Below are 15992 nucleotides of genomic sequence, written 5' to 3' on the forward strand. Positions count from 1 at the left end.
TTGTCATAAATTTAAAAATTCAATCAGGGGAGAACACCGATGAAGTTACGCGACAAGATGGTGCTGTGCATGGCTGTAGTGTGTTGTGCTTTCCTCGTCGCGCTGGGGGTGGCGTTGACGGGCATGCAAAGCGCCCGCAACCAGTTCCAGCAATTCCTGGAAGTGGACCAGGCCTTGTTGCAGACCACCACCAACCTGTACGCGCAAGGCCTGCAAATGGGACAGGCGCTGCGCAACGTGGTGCTCGATCCGAGCAACAAGGCCGGGCTCAAGAATATCGAAGACGCCAGCAAATCCTTCGCTGAACACATGCAGGTGGCGCAAGGCCTGGTCGCGCCGCAAAGCGAGGCCGGCAAGATGTTCGCGGACGTGGCGCAACTGCGCGAAAAACAGGCCGGGCTGCAAACGAAGATCATGGCCCTGGCCAAGGACGACCAGGCCGCCGCGATCCAGGTGCTGAACAAGGATGAAACGCCGGTCTGGCGCGTCATGCGCGGCCATCTGCTGGACTTCCTCAAGGCCAAGAAGGACGACGTCAAACAGGCCGAAGCCAGTGTGATCGCCTCGACCCAGCGTACGCTGTGGATCAGCCTGGGCCTGGCGCTGGCCACGCTGGTGGCGGCCGGCCTGGTCACTTACTGGCTGGCGGCCAATGTGATGCGCCAGCTGGGCGGCGAGCCGGACTATGCGGCCGACATCGCGCGCCGCATCGCCGCCGGCGATTTCACCGAAGAGATACAGACGACCGGCGGCGATCGCGACAGCCTGCTGTCGGCCATGAAGTCGATGCAGCAAAGCCTGGCCGACATCGTGGCGCAGATCCGCAGCGGCGCCGACACCATCTCGACGGCGTCGAGCGAAATCGCCGATGGCAACCTCGACCTGTCCAACCGCACGGAGCAGCAAGCGACCTCGCTGGGCCAGACCGCCACCGCGATGGACGAGCTGACTTCCACGGTCAAGCAGAATGCCGGCAGTGCGCGCCAGGCCAGCGGCCTGGTGGCGGCGACGGCGGAGGTCGCGGTCAAGGGCGGCACGGTGGTGTCCGAGGTGGTGACGACCATGGGCGAGATCAATCAATCGTCGCGCCGTATTGTCGATATTATCGGCGTCATCGACGGCATCGCTTTCCAGACCAATATCCTGGCGCTGAATGCGGCGGTCGAAGCGGCGCGGGCCGGCGAGCAGGGACGCGGCTTTGCCGTGGTGGCGTCCGAGGTACGCAACCTGGCGCAGCGCTCGGCGTCCGCCGCCAAGGAAATCAAGGAACTGATCGGCGTCTCCGTGCAAAGCGTGGAGCAGGGCGCGCGCCTGGTCGAGCAGGCCGGCACGACGATGGACGAGATCGTGGCCGGCGTCAATCGCGTCAGCGCCATCATGGGCGAGATCGCCGACGCCAGCGAAGAACAAACCTCGGGCATCGAGCACGTCAACAACGCCATCGTCCAGATGGACCAGGTGACGCAGCAGAATGCGGCGCTGGTGGAGCAGGCCACGGCGGCGGCGCAATCGATGCAGCAGCAGGCCGCCGCGCTGGCCGGCGCCGTCAGCGTATTCAAGCTGCGCCGTTAGGCCGGCTCATTTCTCTGCATTGTCATCAATTAGTAATTTTGCAAAAGTACACTTACGACATGGAAGCTCCCAGCGGCGCGTTCTTGCGGCTGGGCTTGCAGCCCATGTGATCCCCACGCGACAGACGGGCGGACCCGGCGAGACATTTTCGTGTCCTTGCGAGACAGTGGCCGCGCAGGTGAATCGTGCGGCTGCCGGCGTAGGTAACATGAACTGTTTGCTAACTTGAAGTTGATGGGAACGATGGCAGCCTGACCGCCGCGCTATGATGGCTCGTGCGACCGGGGCTGCTGTACGTCGTAGTGCGAGAAAATCACATAATGAGCCATCTTGCAGAGACTCTGATCGGAGACACCCCATGTCGTACACCCGCTTTCACAAGAAGTCGTTGCCTACGCTGTTATCCACTGTTGTCTTGCTCGCCGTTGGGAACCATGCGGCCGCCAGCACCCTGAACCAAAACGTTTCCTGGACCATCGACCGGCCAGGCACCAGCACCGTTTATCGCGTGGTGGCCTACGGCGATTCCATCTTCGCCGGCTACAACGGCTCCGTCACCAGCGCCGCCAAATACTCGGCGCCGACGGTGGATGCGGAATACCTGTCCGCGCTGTGGAACGCCGACATCGAGAGCGTGCGCCGCACCAAGTCCGGCGCGGTCGCCTCGGACGTCTACAACAACAAGATCGTCGCCGAGCGTTCGTATATGCAGGCGAGTAACACCCGCGTGGTCGCCTTCGAAATGTGCGGCAACGACGGCCTGCAAGCCCGCACCGCCTTCAAAGGCCAATCCGGCACCTGCGACGACAGCGTGCTGACGGCGGCGGAAAGCAGCTGCAAGACCTATGTCGGGGCCGCGATGGACTACATCAACGCCAACGCCTACTCCGGCGTCAAGCTCAAGCTGGTGTCGAACCTGCACTACCCTGGCTATGCTGCAGACAACGTCCAGAGCTCGTGCAAGGATCCATCCACCGGCAAGACCGTGAACATGCAGGACAAGTTCCTGCCATCCCTGGTGCGCATCAACTTCGCGATGTGCGACCTGGCCCGCCAGAAGGGCTTTGCCTGCGCGGACAACTTCGCCCAGTACATGGGCGCGGACTATGACAGCAACGGCGACGGCAAGATCGACTCCGAAGCGCTGCGCTATGTCCCCGGCGAGAGCCAGGCCAGCTATGTCACCCGCATCACCACCACGCTGCGTTCGACGCTGCGCGACGCCAACACGCACTTCGTGTCGTCCGGCAGCAGCTACGACTACATCCAATCGGACGACACCCATCCGACCTACAGCGGCAGCACGGTAACGGCCGGCCTGTTCGGCGGCAGCACGGGCACGGGGGCGCCGCGCTACAGCTCCTTCTCCGGCGGCAAAAATCCGATCTGGAATCAGTACGGCCACGAGCGGATGGGCTGGGCGGTGTCGACCTACAACGTCGCAACGCCTTGAGGCACAGCTGAGACCATCCCTTGGATAAGCCTCCCCGCACCTGGCATCCGCGCACCGGCTATCTCGCCGTCGCGCTGGTGCTGGCCGTGATCGGCTGCGGCGTGCTGGTTTATCTGGTGACGACGCCCGACGCCAATCTGGCCGGGCCGTCGTTGCCTGCTCAGGCCGGCGCGGCGTCTGCCGCCGGGCCGCAGTCCGCGCCTGCTCCTGCGATGCAGCAGGCTGCGGCACAAGCCTCGCAACCATCGCAGCCAGCGCGCGCGCCGGAAGGCGACGCCGACCCGACGCGCGACCTGAAAAGCTACGTGGCCCGAGGCGAGAAACCAACCATGCCCGAAGTGATAGAACGCCTGCATGAGCGCGGCGTGTACTCCGGCCTCGGCGCATTTTCGCCGCCGGGCACCCGTCCGCCCAAGGTCGGGCTGGCTGTGCCCGAGGACTTCGAACTGCCGGCCGGCTACGTCCGCCACCACCAGGCCACCGACGATGGCCAGCGCATCGAAGCCATCCTGATGTTCGCGCCTGATTTCCAACTGTATGACTCCGCCCACCAGCCGATAGCCATGCCCAAAGACCGCGTCGTTCCGCCGGAGCTGGCTCCGCCCGGACTGCCGATCCGGCGCATCGTCATTCCCAAACCAGTGGACCCGGCCAGCCCCGGCCGCTGATTCGCATGCAAAAACTACTGACTTCTTCGACGGCGCGCATGGTGGCCGGCATCCTGGCGAGCGCCGCGCTGTCGGCGCTGTACGCGCGCGGCGGCGCCGGCTGGCTGCTGGGCTTCGTGATGCTGGCGCCGTGGCTGTTCACGCTCAACGCCAGCCGGACGCTGGCGGCAACGCTGGGCTGTGCCTACCTGATGTCGCTGGCTTTCACGGCGGCCGTGTTCCCCTGGTTCGGCATCGCGCTCGGACGCTACACGCAGACCGGTGCCGGCATTGGACTCGCCGTGCTGCTGCTGGCCGCGCCATTGTTCCAGCCGCAGTTCCTCGCGTTCGCGCTGGTGCGCCATGTGGCCGGACGCCGGCATGGCCCGTTGCTGCGCGCGCTGGCGGCCGCTGCTGCATGGGTAGCGGCGGAATGGCTGCTGCCCAAGCTGCTCGGCGACACGCTCGGTTATGGACTGTATCCGTCCCGGCTGATGCGCCAGGGCGCCGCCATTGGTGGCGGCGCGGGCCTGACCGTATTGCTGCTGCTTGCCAACGAGGGCATTGTGGCGGCGCTGGCGCGGCGTCGCGATGGCTGGCGCGCGATCGCCCAACCGTTCGCATTGGCCGCGCTGGGACCGCTGCTGCTGGCCGGCTACGGGCTGGCCGTGCTGCCCGACAAGGATAGCAGCGTCGTTGCCGGCAAGCCGCTGCGCGTGGGCCTGGTGCAGGCCAACCTGGTCGACTATGAAGGCATGCGCCGCCACAAGGGCGCCCGCGCTGTGGTGCAGGAAGTGCTCGCCACGCACTTCGCCATGAGCTACGACGCGGTGGTGCGGCGCCATGCGGAAGTGGTGCTGTGGTCGGAGACCGCCTATCCCACCACCTTCGGCCATCCCAAGAGCGCGGCCGGCGCGGAGTTCGACCGCGAGATCCTCGCCAACGTCCGCGCCGCCGGCGTGCCCTTCGTGTTCGGCACCTACGATATCGACAGCGACGGCGAATACAACGCGGCCGCCTTCGTGCAGCCTGGCGCCGGCCTGACAGGCTTGTACCGCAAGACGCGCCTGTTCCCGTTCACCGAATACGTACCTGAGTGGCTGGATGGGCCGCGCCTGCGGCAGCTGTTGCCGTGGACCGGCAACTGGCGCGCGGGCAATGGCGCGCGGGTCTTCCCATTGCGCCTGGCCGACGGCCGCGAGATCCCGGTGCTGCCGCTGATCTGCCTCGACGATGTCGACGCCGGCCTGGCGATCACCGGCGCCAGGCTGGGCGCGCAGGCGATCGTGACGATGTCGAACGACTCCTGGTTCAGCACCGACCCCGAGGGCGCGCGCCTGCACCAGACGGTGGCGGCGTTCCGCAGCATCGAGACGCGGCTGCCGCAAGTGCGCGTCACCACCAACGGCTACAGCGCGGTGTTCGACGCCAGCGGCAGCCAGCTGGCCGGCACGCGCATGGGCGAACCGGCGCTGGTGATCGCCGACGTTGTGCCGAGCCAGCCGGCGCCGACCTTGATGGTCCGCTGGGGCGACTGGGTCGGGCGTGCCGCCTGCGCCTTCCTGCTGTTGCTGGCGGCCAGGGCGACTATTCCATCCTGGCGTTCGGAAGGGGAGGGCGCCACGTCGCCGGCGCAGCCTGCCATGCGTTTCCCGGTGCGGGTCGCGGTGCTGCCGCCGGCGGCGCGGTTTGCCGCAGCGCTGTTGCGAGCCTTGGCGCGCGCCGGCCTGCTCGGCATCTGCGTGGCGCTGCTGTTGAACGAACCGTTGCGCACCAACACCCTGGCGCAAATTCGCTTGTTCAGCGGCCTGTTCCTCGCGCCGGAAATCGCCTCGTGGTGCGTGCTGCTGGCGTTTGCCGCGCAAGCGTCGATCGATGGCGCCGCGCTGGTGTTGACGCGGGGCGCACAGCGCATCGAACTGGCGCTCGGCGAGATTGCCTCGGTCGAGTTATGGCGCTTGCCGATTCCTGCCGCCGGCCTGGCGTTGCGGCTGGCGTCGGGCCAGCGCTGGCACTACGGGCTGGCGCTGGCCAATCCCATGGCGTTCGCCGCCGCGCTGGGACTGGAGCAAGAACAGCCGGGCGCGGTGATGGGCGTGTATGCGCGCGCCCGCCTGGCGCTGCGCCGCCGCAAGCTCGATCTGCCGCTGGCCAAGTTCGTGCTGCTGCCGCTGGCGCTGGCGATACCAGCGTTCCACCTGCATCAGCATATCGCCTACGGCAGCGCTTTCGGCGAGTACTACACCTTCGGCTTGAAGGCTTATCTCACGGCCTTTGCGTTGTGGTGGGCCGCCTGGTCCATCGGCGTCGTGCTGAGCGCGGCCTTGCTGCGGGCGGCCATCGAAGCCGGCACCTTGATGGCGGCGCTGCTGCGTCCTGCACAGGTCGTCGCAGTGCGCAGCTGGCTGGAGCGCGCCGGCCGCCTGGCGCTGTATCTCGGCCTGCCCGGGTGGCTGCTGGCGAATCTGTACGGCGCGTAATGGGCCTGGGCCGGATTAGCGGAACAACTTTTCGTTCAGGAACTCCAGGCCGGCCTCTTTCGCAAATGTCCATGGAATCAGGTCGCCGCTGGCGTCGATCAACGATTGACCCGGTTCGGCGATTTGCTTTAATGGTGGCGCCGGCGCAAACGCGACAAGTCTGGCAAGGATATTGCGGTACCCCTGCGCCGCAAACTGTGGGACGGATGCGAACGCTTGAAACTTGGAATGCATTTTTAACAGATGCACCTGGTGAGTGGCGAGATTGCCCTCGTTCGTGACCTTGCGGTGATTTAAGTAGCATTCCATCGCACGCTGGGCATCCCAGAAGGACCACACTGCGCAGACAATGATGGGCTCGTTCGTGCTCTCGGCCGGCGCGCGCGGAGGCGTCGTCAACGCTGCGTTCCAGTCCGGGGAAATGTCGTCGAGTCCAATGGCGTTCAGCACCGCACCCTGCCTGATCTTGAAGTAGGAGGGGAATATGTCTATGAACTCCTTCAAAGCCTCTCTAAAGAAGGCAATATGAACCTGATTGGTGACATATTCGTTTCCTTGCCTTAGCAATTCCTCCTTCGTTCCATTCGTTATCCCGCCGCCAGGGCCGTGGAGCTCGAATCCGCCCGCCGTTTTAGTGACGTCGCGATCCTTGTAGTGTTGAATAGGAACCACGAAGCGCCTGTAAAGATTGCCGAAGCTCTTGGGAAAATAGCGCGCAGCCAGGAGCCAGCCTGACGCATCGTCCTTATCCAGTAGGGCAGACTCGATATCACTGCTTTTAAAAATAATGGACGAGAATGGCAGGAGGTCATTGGAGCCCATCTTGTCGAGCTGCGCCACCAGGCCGTTGGTCGGCGATGTTGAATAAAATCCGACAAACACGACGCAGTGATGGGCGAGCAGCGCATCGGTGATGTCGGTTTCGTGGCCAGGCCCGACCGCCTTATCCCCATGAGCGTAGTGTTTGCAGCTGATCAGGTGCCTCTTCCCATCTTTCACGGCAATCAGATCGACGGACAGGTCCTGGCCGCGTGCAACACGCTGGATGATGTCGAAATTCTTTATCTTCTCGAAGAACTCTTCCGCGAATTTTTCGAATGCGTCCAGGCCCTCTGGTTGCACGGTTGTCGATGTCCGGCGCAGTTTGTTGCGCTCAGCGGCATTGGCGGTCGGTATTTCTCTGAAGTCGAGTATGGACATGGGCTTCCTTCTGCGGGACCGAGGTTTTCATTTTCCCGCAATTATTTATTAGATAACATTAATGTACAACATTTCGCGCGGAACACGCCAGATGCGGTTCACCAGGGCTGCTATGATGATGGCTCTTTCGCCAACATTACGAGTAGGTGGGACCATGGAATTACTGGACGCATATTTCGCGCGCATCGGCTACACCGGCCCGCGCACCCCGACGCTGGACACGCTGCGCGCCTTGCAGCAGCTGCACCCGGCCGCGATACCCTTCGAAGCCATCGACGTGCTGCTGGACCGGCCGGTGCTGCTGGCGCCGGCAGCGGTGGACGCCAAGCTGATCCACGCCGGGCGCGGCGGCTACTGCTTCGAGCAGAACAGCCTGTTCCAGCGTGTGCTGGCCGCGCTCGGCTTCGAGGTGGAACCCCTGATCGCCCAGGTACGCTGGATGGCCGGCCCCGAGTCGCAGCACCGGCCGCGCACCCACATGGTGCTGCGGGTGACGGTCGACGGCCTGCCCTGGTTGTGCGACGTCGGCTTCGGCAGCTGCGTGCTGACGGCGCCCATCCGCTTCGACCTGACCACGCCGCAGTCCACGCAGCACGAGCGCTTCCGCCTCACGCCGCAGGGCAACGAGCATCTGCTGGAAGCGCTGCTGGGCGACGAATGGATGCCGGTCTACATGATCTCCCCGGCGCCGTGCCGCGAGGGCGACTACGAGATGGCGAACTTCTACTCGTCGACCTATCCGTCCTCGCACTTCCGCCACGACCTGATTGTCGCGCGCAGCACGCCCGAAGCCCGCCACGCGCTGCTGCGCAACCGCCTGACGATACGCCGCGCGGATGGCGGAGGCGAGCGCCGCTACCTGTCGGCCGACGAACTTGAGCAGGTGCTGGCCGAGGTCTTCCTGCTGCCGGTGACGCCCGACTGGCGCCCGGTGCTCGAACGCGCGGCGGCGACGGCATGGGAGCAGCAGGGCGGCTAGCGTGCGCCGCGAAAATTTCCTTTTCGATAATCTTCCCCTATAATTGTAATATTTACATGCTTTTACGATAAGGGGAACAGATTGAAAAAATTACTGGGATTCTTCTGCGGCATGGCGCTGCTGGGCGCCGCCGAAGCCAAGGTGGTCACGTATGATTTCACCATCACCGTCCAGCACATCGCCGAGATGGACCACGGCGTCAACCCGGTCTACGTGCAATCGAGCACCCGTCCCGGCGCGCTGGTGTCGGTCGGCGAGCAGGTGCACGGCACGTTCAGCGTTAACACCGAGACCCCGCTGAGCCTGGTCTACCAGCCGCCTGCGCAGGCGAACGGCACCTGGCTGCTGTACTCCGACTCGGTGAACTACAAGAATCCGATCGACGCCGTGTTCCAGAACAGCGGCCTGCATACCACCGTGCCCGCCGGCGTCAAGGTCAACAGCACCGTGCAGGTGGCCGACAACGCCACCACCTTCAACAACGGCGATGTCTTCTCGCTGATTAACAGCGCGTCCTACAAGGGCGAGATCTACACCAACAACATCCTGCTGGGCGACAGCACCGGCGCGGTCTTCAACAGCGCCGCGATTCCCGGGGCGCTGAACTTCAGCCAGTTCGACTACGGCAGCTACGGTTTCTCGCGCATGTCGGTCGACGGCCTGTGGGTGGAAGTCGACGGCGACATCACCAGCGTGACGCTGGCGCCGCCGCCGGTCCCCGAGCCGTCCACCTACCTGATGCTGGGCGCCGGCGCCCTGCTGCTGGCGTGGCGCCGGAAAGCAAGCCGCCCCGCAAAATAAGTTTTCATCGGCGCAACACTCATTGCGGCGACCCGGAGCGCATTTGTTAGAATGAGGCTCGGATTACTGCGGTCGCCTCCCATGCCATGAGTCGTTTTTACGCGTTCCTGTTGCTGCTCGGTCTCGCTGCCGGTTCCGCCTGCGCGGCCACCGTCCAGGTGTGCGCCGACCAGGCGGAAATGCCGCCGCTGGTGTTTGCCGAACGCGCGGACGGCCATCGCAGCGACAAGGTGGTGGGGGCCAGCGTCGACCTGCTCAAGCTGATCGGCTCGCGCCACGGCTGGCAGGTCAGCGTGCAGCTGCTGCCGTGGGCGCGCTGCCTGGCGCTGGTGGCCGACCATCGCATGGACCTGGCGCTCAACGCCGGCCAGGCCGACGCCGGCGCCAAGCTGGCGCTCAGCGACGCCTACTTCACCATGCACAATGTGTACTTCTATTCGCGCCGGGCGCGGCCGCAAGGGCTGACGCTGCAAAAGCTCAGCGATGTCCACAACTACCACCTGTGCGGCCTGGGCGGCTACCAGTTCGAAGCCTACGGCATCCCCACCAGCAAGGTGGACCGGGGCGTCACCGTCGGCTACGAGCAGCTGATCGGCAAGCTGCACCTGGGCCGCTGTGACTTGTTCATCGATAGCCGCGAGACCATGGCCGGCCAGTACCTGATCAACCCCAAGCTGCGCAGCCTGCTGGTGGACGGCACCCTGGTCAGCCAGCCGCTGCCGGATTCGCCGCTGCGTCCGCTGTATTTCGCCGTGGCCGCCGGCGGCGCCGATGCCGCGAAGCTGCTGCAGAATTTGAACGAAGGCCTGGCGCGCGTGGGCAAGACGCACGAACTCGACAAGCTGCTGGCCCGCTACCTGGAACCCTAACCGACCCGCATGGAGGCTGGATGCACGCCACTTCCCATTTGAAACCGGTCACGCTGCTGGCGCTGCTGGGCTGGGCATGCGCCTTGCCCGCGCGAGCCGCGGAGCCGCCGGCCGATCCGGTGCAGCCGCTGTGGTCGCTCAACGGCTTCGGCACGGTCGGGCTGGCCCATTCGGACCAGCATGCCGGCGACTATGTGTTCGACAATCTGCAACCGTCCGGCACCGGCCGCAACCGCCAGTGGACCGGCGATGTCGACAGCCGCATCGGCCTGCAATTGACGGCCAATTTCACGCCGCAGCTGTCCGGCGTGGTGCAGCTGGTGTCCGAGTACCGCTCGAACAACCGCTACCAGCCGCTGATCAGCTGGGCCAACCTGAAGTACGCGCTGACGCCGGACCTCAGCGTGCGGGTGGGGCGCATCGGGCTGGCCAGTTTCATGGCGTCGGATTCGCGCCGGGTCGGCTACAGCAATATGACGGCGCGGCCGCCGATCGAGGTCTACCGCCTGCTGGCGCTCAAGGAAAGCGACGGCGTCGACGCCTCCTACCGCACCCATTTCAGCGGCTTCAGCAACACCACCAGCATCCTGTACGGCAAGCGCACCGTCACCAACACGCGCGGCATCGACGTCCACTCGACCGCCGTCATGGGCGTGTTCGACACGCTGGAGCGCGGCCCGCTGATCGTCCACGCAGCCTATCAGCAGCGCGACGTCGACAACCAGAATCCGCCGCGCGGGCGCTTCATGTCGCTGGGCGCGGCCTGGGATCCGGGGCCGTGGTTTGTGTCCGGCGAATGGGTCAGGGTCAGCAATTACGACGGCAAGCGCGTCCAGGCGCTGCGCGAAGCCTGGTATGTGAACGGCGGCATGCGCTTCGGCACGCTGGCGCCCTACGTCACGCTGTCCGAGTTGCGGCCGCTGACCGACACCGGCAACATTCCCGTTGCCCAGCGCACCTACGCGGCCGGCCTGCGCTGGGATGCGGCGCGCAACGTCGACTTCAAATTGCAGTGGGACCAGCTGCATCTGGGTAGCAATTCGTACGGCACCTTGCAGAACGTGGTGGCGGGCACGCCGCGCGGCGGCCATGTGAACGTGGTCAGCGTGCTGGCCGACTTTCTCTACTGATGGGCAGGCCGACCATGCGACAGACTATCTCCATCGCTGTGCTGGCCGCCGCACTGCTGGCCGGCAGCGTCTGCCGCGCCGAGGTGGTGGTGATCGTCTCGGCCCGCAATCCCGTCAAGGCCCTCAGCAGCGAGCAGGCGGCCGATTTGTTCCTCGGCGTGTCGGCGGACTTTCCCAACGGCCTGCACGCGGTGCCGATCGACCAGAGCGAAGGCTCGCCGGTACGCGACACCTTCTACCTGCGCAGCAGCGGCAAGGCGCCGGCGCAGATGAAGGCCTACTGGGCGCGCATGCTGTTCACCGGACGCGGACAGCCGCCGGTGGAGTCCGGCGACAGCGCCGCCGTCAAGCGCCTGGTGGCCGAGAACCCCAATCTGGTCGGCTATATCGACCGCAGCGCGCTGGACCCCAGCGTGCGTGCGGTGCTGACCATCCACTAGCGCGTCAATGCCCGCTGAGGTCGGCCGTATCGACCAGGCAGGCTTCGCGCACGCGCTGTACCGTGGCCGGCGACTCCATCTGGAACCACGCGTGGTGGCCGCGGTCCTTGCGCGCCGCCAGCACGGCGCGCTTGATCGCGAAGAAGGCCGCCACCGCCAGTGTCATCGGCGGTTCGCCGATTTCCTTGGCCGACAGGATGTCGCCCTCGTCCTGCGGCGCGTTCTTCGCCAGCTCCCTCGGGAACATCATGATGTTCATCTGCAGCGGGATCGATTGCGCTGCCGGCGGTTTGTACTCCCAGGTGTTGGTGGTGTACAGCGCGCCCGGCGCCGGCCGCGTGGCGCTGGCCTCGGTGCTGGACGTGGCCGGCTGGTAGCTCAGGTCTTCGCTGGTCACATAGCCCAGGCCCTGCACGAAGCCGCCTTCCACCTGGCCCACGTCCACCGCCGGATTCAGGCACTTGCCGCCGTCGTACACCACGTCGGCGCGCAGGATGGTGGTCTCGCCGGTCAGCACGTCGAGCTCGATCTCGACGCAGGCCGCGCTGTAGGTGTAGCCGGTGAAGTAGTCGACTTCCTCGCTGGCGGGCTTGCCGTCCACCAGCTTGAATTCCAGGTTGCCGTCCGGATGCTCGCCGCCCTCGATCGCCACCCGCGACTGCGCCGACAGGTTGAGCCGTTCGTTGAAAGCCATGCTGACGATGTTCTTCCAGATCATTGTTTGCGGATTGCCCGGCGTGGTCTCGGCGCGCCAGCCATCCTTGTAGTCCCAGAAGTTGATACGGTTGGCGACGCACCAGTCGTTGCCGTTGGCGGTCAGCAGGCCGAGGCAGTAGGCTTCCAGCCGCTGGCGCAATTCGCCGCAAGCCTGCTGCGCGGCCAGGCCGTTGAAGGAAGTGCCGGTGGAGGCGCCGGTGCTCTCCGGATTCGGCACCACGGCGGTGTCGTTTTCCGCCACCCGTATCATGCCGATCGGTACGTTCAGCGCATAGGCGACCACTTGCGCCATCTTGGTGTTCAAGCCCTGGCCCATCTCGATGCCGCCGTGGCGCACCAGCACCGTGCCGTCCTGCGAGTACACCTCGATCAGCGCGCCGCCCTGTTCCAGCAGCGCCAGGTTGAAGCCCGAGCCGTACTTCACCGGCAGCACCGAGATGCCGCGCTTGCGCCAGCGGTTGGCGGCGTTGAACTGCTCGACCGCCGCCGCCCGTTCGGTGAACTTGGCTTGCTCCAGCGTGTACTCCCACACTTCGCGCATGTAGCACGATTCCAGCGGCTCGGCATACGGCGTCACCTGGCCCTGCACGTACAGGTTGCGCGAGCGCACCTGCTCCGGCGTCAGGCCGACGCTGTGGGCGGCCGCCTCGATGGCGTCCTCGACGATGATGGCGCCCTGGATCATGCCGACCGTCCGCATCGAGGTGTTGGAAGTCTTGTCGGTGCGGCAGACGTCGGTGGTGCACGACCAGTTGGGGATGAAGTAGGCCGAGTCGCTGCGCAGCGCCATGCAGTCGCTGATGATGAAGCTGCAATCGTAGGTGCGGCCGCCGTCCAGCCAGTAGTCGGCCTGGAAGCCGAACAGCTTGCCGTGCGTGAGCGGGTTGCTGGCGTCGCCGATGGCGATGTTGTAGTTGCCCAGCGCCGGATGGCGGTGGCCGAACATGGCGGTGTCGACCTGGCGCAGCGCGGCCATGCGCAGCGGCCGGTTCAGCTTCCACGCGCCGACCGCGGCGATGGTGCTGGCGAAGGCCGACTGGCCGCACTTGCCGCCGTAGCCGCCGCCGATGCGGCGCACCCGCACGTCGACCTTGTTGGCCGGCAGTTGCAGCACGCGGCCGACCGCGCTCTGCACCACGTTGGCGTCCTGGGTGGAGGCGTAGACGCGCATCTGGCGGTCTTCCACCGGCTCGACGTAGCTCGACTGCGTCTCCATGTAGAAGTGGATCTGGCTGCCGACCTTCTGGCTGCTGGAGGTGCGCGTGCAGCTGACGCTGCCGTAGATGTCGCTGGCGATGGGCACGTTGGACGTGACCACCGGCTGCTTCAGGTCGGGCTGCTCGGGCGGACGCGGCGGCACCCAGTCCAGGCTGGTGCCGCTGCGGGTGATCTTCCAGATGTGCGAGTACCACGGGGCGCCTGCCGGTTTGTCGAGGAAGACCAGCTTGTTGCGCTCGGCATCGGTGTCGGGCAGTTCGATCAGCGGGGTCTCGGCCTGGAACTGGCAGAAGTGCTGTTGCAGATAGGCGGCCGCTTCCTGCGCCAGATGTTCGTTGCGCGCCACCACCATGCCGATGCACTGGCCGTAGCCGGTCAGCATCATCGGTGCGCGCGGATCGTAGCCGACAGGCAGCGCGCCGTCCGGACAATCGGCGGCTTCGATGCTGATGGCGAAGATGGGATCGTCCAGCGCCATGCCGTCGATCAGGGGGCCTGGCACGTCGATGGCGGTGATGTAGTCCTTCACCGCCGGGTACAAGGTCTTCAGCGCGGCCAGCACCTCGGCCGGCGATGCCGGGCCGCTGATGCCGGGCACGGCGTAGGTGCACGTGCCCTTGGCCACCATGCTTTGCACCGGCGCGCCGTTCATGCCGGTCGGCGGCATCGGGATGTCGTGGATGTACTGGGCCTCGCCCGTGGCTTGCAGCATGGCTTCGATTTTGACGTAGGGTACGTGCACCGGGAACTGGTCGGCATAGGCTTTGTAGGCCTGGGTGCCGCTCGACACCGGCCGTTCGCTGCGTTCGCCGGCCGAGCGCACGGCCGGCGGCACCGGCAGGCCGCGCCATTCGCACACGGCGATAAAGAATTTATACAAATACGACTCGGCCAGCTGGCGCTTGTAGGCCGGGCTGTAGCCTTCGTCGGGCAGTTGGGCGTAGTGGCTGGCGTAGCGGTCGATCAGCGCTTCCAGTTCCTGGCGCAGCACCGGCATCGCCAGCGCCAGCGCGGCGTCGTCCCAGCGCTTGCCGCGCAGCGCCTGCTCGGTGTGCGGCATGCGCGTGGCCACCGGCGACATGCCGCCGAACACCAGCGCGATGTCGGCGACGTGCTGGTGCGCATCAAGCTTGACGCGCATGCCGCTGTTGACGATGGAGTGGGCGTTGACCTCGCGCTGCGCGGTCTTGTAGGTTTGCGCGTACTCGTCGGCGCCGGTCAGGCGCACATGGTAGGACAGCAGCACGCAGCCGTCGGCATGGCGGCGCCAGTAGGCCGGCAGGTCCAGCAGCGGCAGGGTCTTGGGTTCGGCCTGCTCGGGCGCGGCCACCGTCACCGTGGCGTCCAGCGCGGCCAGCGCCGTGAACAGGTCGGAAGGGAAGGGCACGCCTTGCTCGGCGTGCGTGACCACCAGCATGGTGTTGCCGGCCAGCGTGGCGGCGTTGCGGACGATGCCGCCGGCGGTGCGGCCTGCCATGTAGGCCAGCGCCTGCAAGCCGGCATTGGGCATGGCGCTGTTTTCGGCGTCGAGGAAGTCCAGCAGCCTGGCGTACAGCAGGCCGCCGCCCAGGCGCAGCTGGTCGCCCGCGCGGCACAGCACGTGCAGTTCCGGCACGTGCGAGATGTCGATGAACACGTGCGGATTTTCCACCGTACGCGGATAGATGCCGATCGAAGTGTTGCCGCCGACCAGGCGCAGCTCGGCGCGGTCGTGGAAGTCGCGCATCAGGCCGATGGTGCTGGACACCGTCAGCGGCCGGAACCAGTGGTAGCCGTTGGCCGAGTAATGCACCGGACGCGGCGGCTTGCGCAGTTCGTCGGGGAAGGCGACCTCCACCGGCGCGGTGCGCGCCACTTCCTCGGCCGGATCGACTTCGCAGCGCATGCAGCCGGCCTCGTCGACCTTCGGATCCCAGTCGGAGGCGAAGGTTTTCTTGAAGCCGTACAGGATGGGGCGGTAGCCGGTGCAGCGGCAGATGTTACCGTCGAACATGGCCTCGATCTCCTGCTTGGTGCCGGGCTTTTCACCGCGCTGGGCCACGGCGGCCGTCATGTTCATGATCCAGCCGGGGGTGCAGTAGCCGCACTGGGTGCCGTTGTTGCGCGCCAGCCCGTTCTGCACGGTGCTGATGCAGCCGGACTTGACGCTGCCCGTGCCTTCCACCGTCGTCACCAGCATGCCGTCCAGCGAGGCCACCGGGCGCAGGCAGGAGTTGACCGAGCGGTGCTCGACTTGTCCCGTGTCCTCGTTCCAGCTCGACAGCATGACGGTGCAGGCGCCGCAACCGCCTTGCTTGCAGCCTATCTTGGTGCCGGTCAGGCCGACTTCCGGCGAGCGCAGGTAGTCGGCCAGCAAGACGGTCGGATCGACGGTCGGCAACTGCACCCGTTCGCCGTTGAGATAGAAGACCAGGTCGGCTGTTTGGGAAGTGGGCATGGAAAACTCCTGTGGCGTAAGTGGTATGGTCCAACGTGGCGAATTCGAG

The 15992-nt window shown here is 65.7% G+C and carries 11 protein-coding genes; 9 read left to right on the forward strand and 2 right to left on the reverse strand.

The annotated features are described in order from the left end of the window. Positions 1-39: 39 nt before the first annotated feature. From GEV01_RS31435 to lnt, 4 genes are all read left to right on the forward strand, one after another. Positions 40-1572, forward strand: coding sequence for a methyl-accepting chemotaxis protein (locus tag GEV01_RS31435; RefSeq protein WP_152807702.1), 1533 nt, complete (start codon positions 40-42; stop codon positions 1570-1572). Positions 1573-1930: 358 nt separating this feature from the next. Then, the gene (locus GEV01_RS22190; RefSeq protein WP_152807703.1) at positions 1931-3025 is read left to right on the forward strand and encodes an SGNH/GDSL hydrolase family protein; all 1095 of its coding nucleotides are present in this window, start codon (positions 1931-1933) and stop codon (positions 3023-3025) included. A 20-nt stretch (positions 3026-3045) separates the two neighbouring features. Further along, entirely contained in the window at positions 3046-3693 is a 648-nt protein-coding gene (locus tag GEV01_RS22195; RefSeq protein ID WP_152807704.1) for a hypothetical protein, read from the forward strand. A 5-nt stretch (positions 3694-3698) separates the two neighbouring features. Then, positions 3699-6152, forward strand: coding sequence for an apolipoprotein N-acyltransferase (lnt, locus tag GEV01_RS22200; protein ID WP_235914518.1), 2454 nt, complete (start codon positions 3699-3701; stop codon positions 6150-6152). A gap of 15 nt (positions 6153-6167) precedes the next feature. Here lnt and GEV01_RS22205 read toward each other — a convergent pair whose 3' ends face one another. After that, the gene (locus tag GEV01_RS22205; protein ID WP_152807705.1) at positions 6168-7352 is read right to left on the reverse strand and encodes a restriction endonuclease; all 1185 of its coding nucleotides are present in this window, start codon (positions 7350-7352) and stop codon (positions 6168-6170) included. 154 nt (positions 7353-7506) lie between these two features. Between GEV01_RS22205 and GEV01_RS22210 the strand changes: the two genes are divergently transcribed. The 5 genes from GEV01_RS22210 to GEV01_RS22230 all read left to right on the forward strand — a co-directional run bounded on the left by GEV01_RS22210 (position 7507) and on the right by GEV01_RS22230 (position 11571). Continuing rightward, complete coding sequence (locus GEV01_RS22210; protein ID WP_152807706.1) at positions 7507-8331, forward strand: arylamine N-acetyltransferase family protein; 825 nt, start codon at positions 7507-7509, stop codon at positions 8329-8331. An 81-nt stretch (positions 8332-8412) separates the two neighbouring features. Further along, complete coding sequence (locus GEV01_RS22215; protein WP_152807707.1) at positions 8413-9132, forward strand: PEP-CTERM sorting domain-containing protein; 720 nt, start codon at positions 8413-8415, stop codon at positions 9130-9132. Positions 9133-9218: 86 nt separating this feature from the next. Then, positions 9219-10001: a substrate-binding periplasmic protein gene (locus GEV01_RS22220; protein WP_152807708.1), complete on the forward strand. Its 783-nt coding sequence runs from the start codon at positions 9219-9221 to the stop codon at positions 9999-10001. 20 nt (positions 10002-10021) lie between these two features. Then, entirely contained in the window at positions 10022-11131 is a 1110-nt protein-coding gene (locus GEV01_RS22225) for a porin (protein WP_152807709.1), read from the forward strand. 14 nt (positions 11132-11145) lie between these two features. Further along, positions 11146-11571, forward strand: coding sequence for a type 2 periplasmic-binding domain-containing protein (locus tag GEV01_RS22230; RefSeq protein WP_152807710.1), 426 nt, complete (start codon positions 11146-11148; stop codon positions 11569-11571). 4 nt (positions 11572-11575) lie between these two features. Here GEV01_RS22230 and GEV01_RS22235 read toward each other — a convergent pair whose 3' ends face one another. Beyond that, complete coding sequence (locus GEV01_RS22235) at positions 11576-15943, reverse strand: molybdopterin cofactor-binding domain-containing protein (protein ID WP_152807711.1); 4368 nt, start codon at positions 15941-15943, stop codon at positions 11576-11578. Positions 15944-15992: the final 49 nt, after the last annotated feature.

The sequence above is a fragment of the Rugamonas rivuli genome, from assembly GCF_009380165.1.
GTDB classification, from domain to species: Bacteria; Pseudomonadota; Gammaproteobacteria; order Burkholderiales; family Burkholderiaceae_D; genus Rugamonas; species Rugamonas rivuli.

Bases quoted from the DNA above. Each gene is read 5' to 3' on its own strand.
- lnt (WP_235914518.1), top strand. From the start codon at position 3,699: ATGCAAAAACTACTGACTTCTTCGACGGCGCGCATGGTGGCCGGCATC.
- GEV01_RS22220 (WP_152807708.1), top strand. From the start codon at position 9,219: ATGAGTCGTTTTTACGCGTTCCTGTTGCTGCTCGGTCTCGCTGCCGGT.
- GEV01_RS22210 (WP_152807706.1), top strand. From the start codon at position 7,507: ATGGAATTACTGGACGCATATTTCGCGCGCATCGGCTACACCGGCCCG.
- GEV01_RS22235 (WP_152807711.1), bottom strand. From the start codon at position 15,943: ATGCCCACTTCCCAAACAGCCGACCTGGTCTTCTATCTCAACGGCGAA.
- GEV01_RS22205 (WP_152807705.1), bottom strand. From the start codon at position 7,352: ATGTCCATACTCGACTTCAGAGAAATACCGACCGCCAATGCCGCTGAG.
- GEV01_RS22230 (WP_152807710.1), top strand. From the start codon at position 11,146: ATGCGACAGACTATCTCCATCGCTGTGCTGGCCGCCGCACTGCTGGCC.
- GEV01_RS22225 (WP_152807709.1), top strand. From the start codon at position 10,022: ATGCACGCCACTTCCCATTTGAAACCGGTCACGCTGCTGGCGCTGCTG.
- GEV01_RS22190 (WP_152807703.1), top strand. From the start codon at position 1,931: ATGTCGTACACCCGCTTTCACAAGAAGTCGTTGCCTACGCTGTTATCC.
- GEV01_RS31435 (WP_152807702.1), top strand. From the start codon at position 40: ATGAAGTTACGCGACAAGATGGTGCTGTGCATGGCTGTAGTGTGTTGT.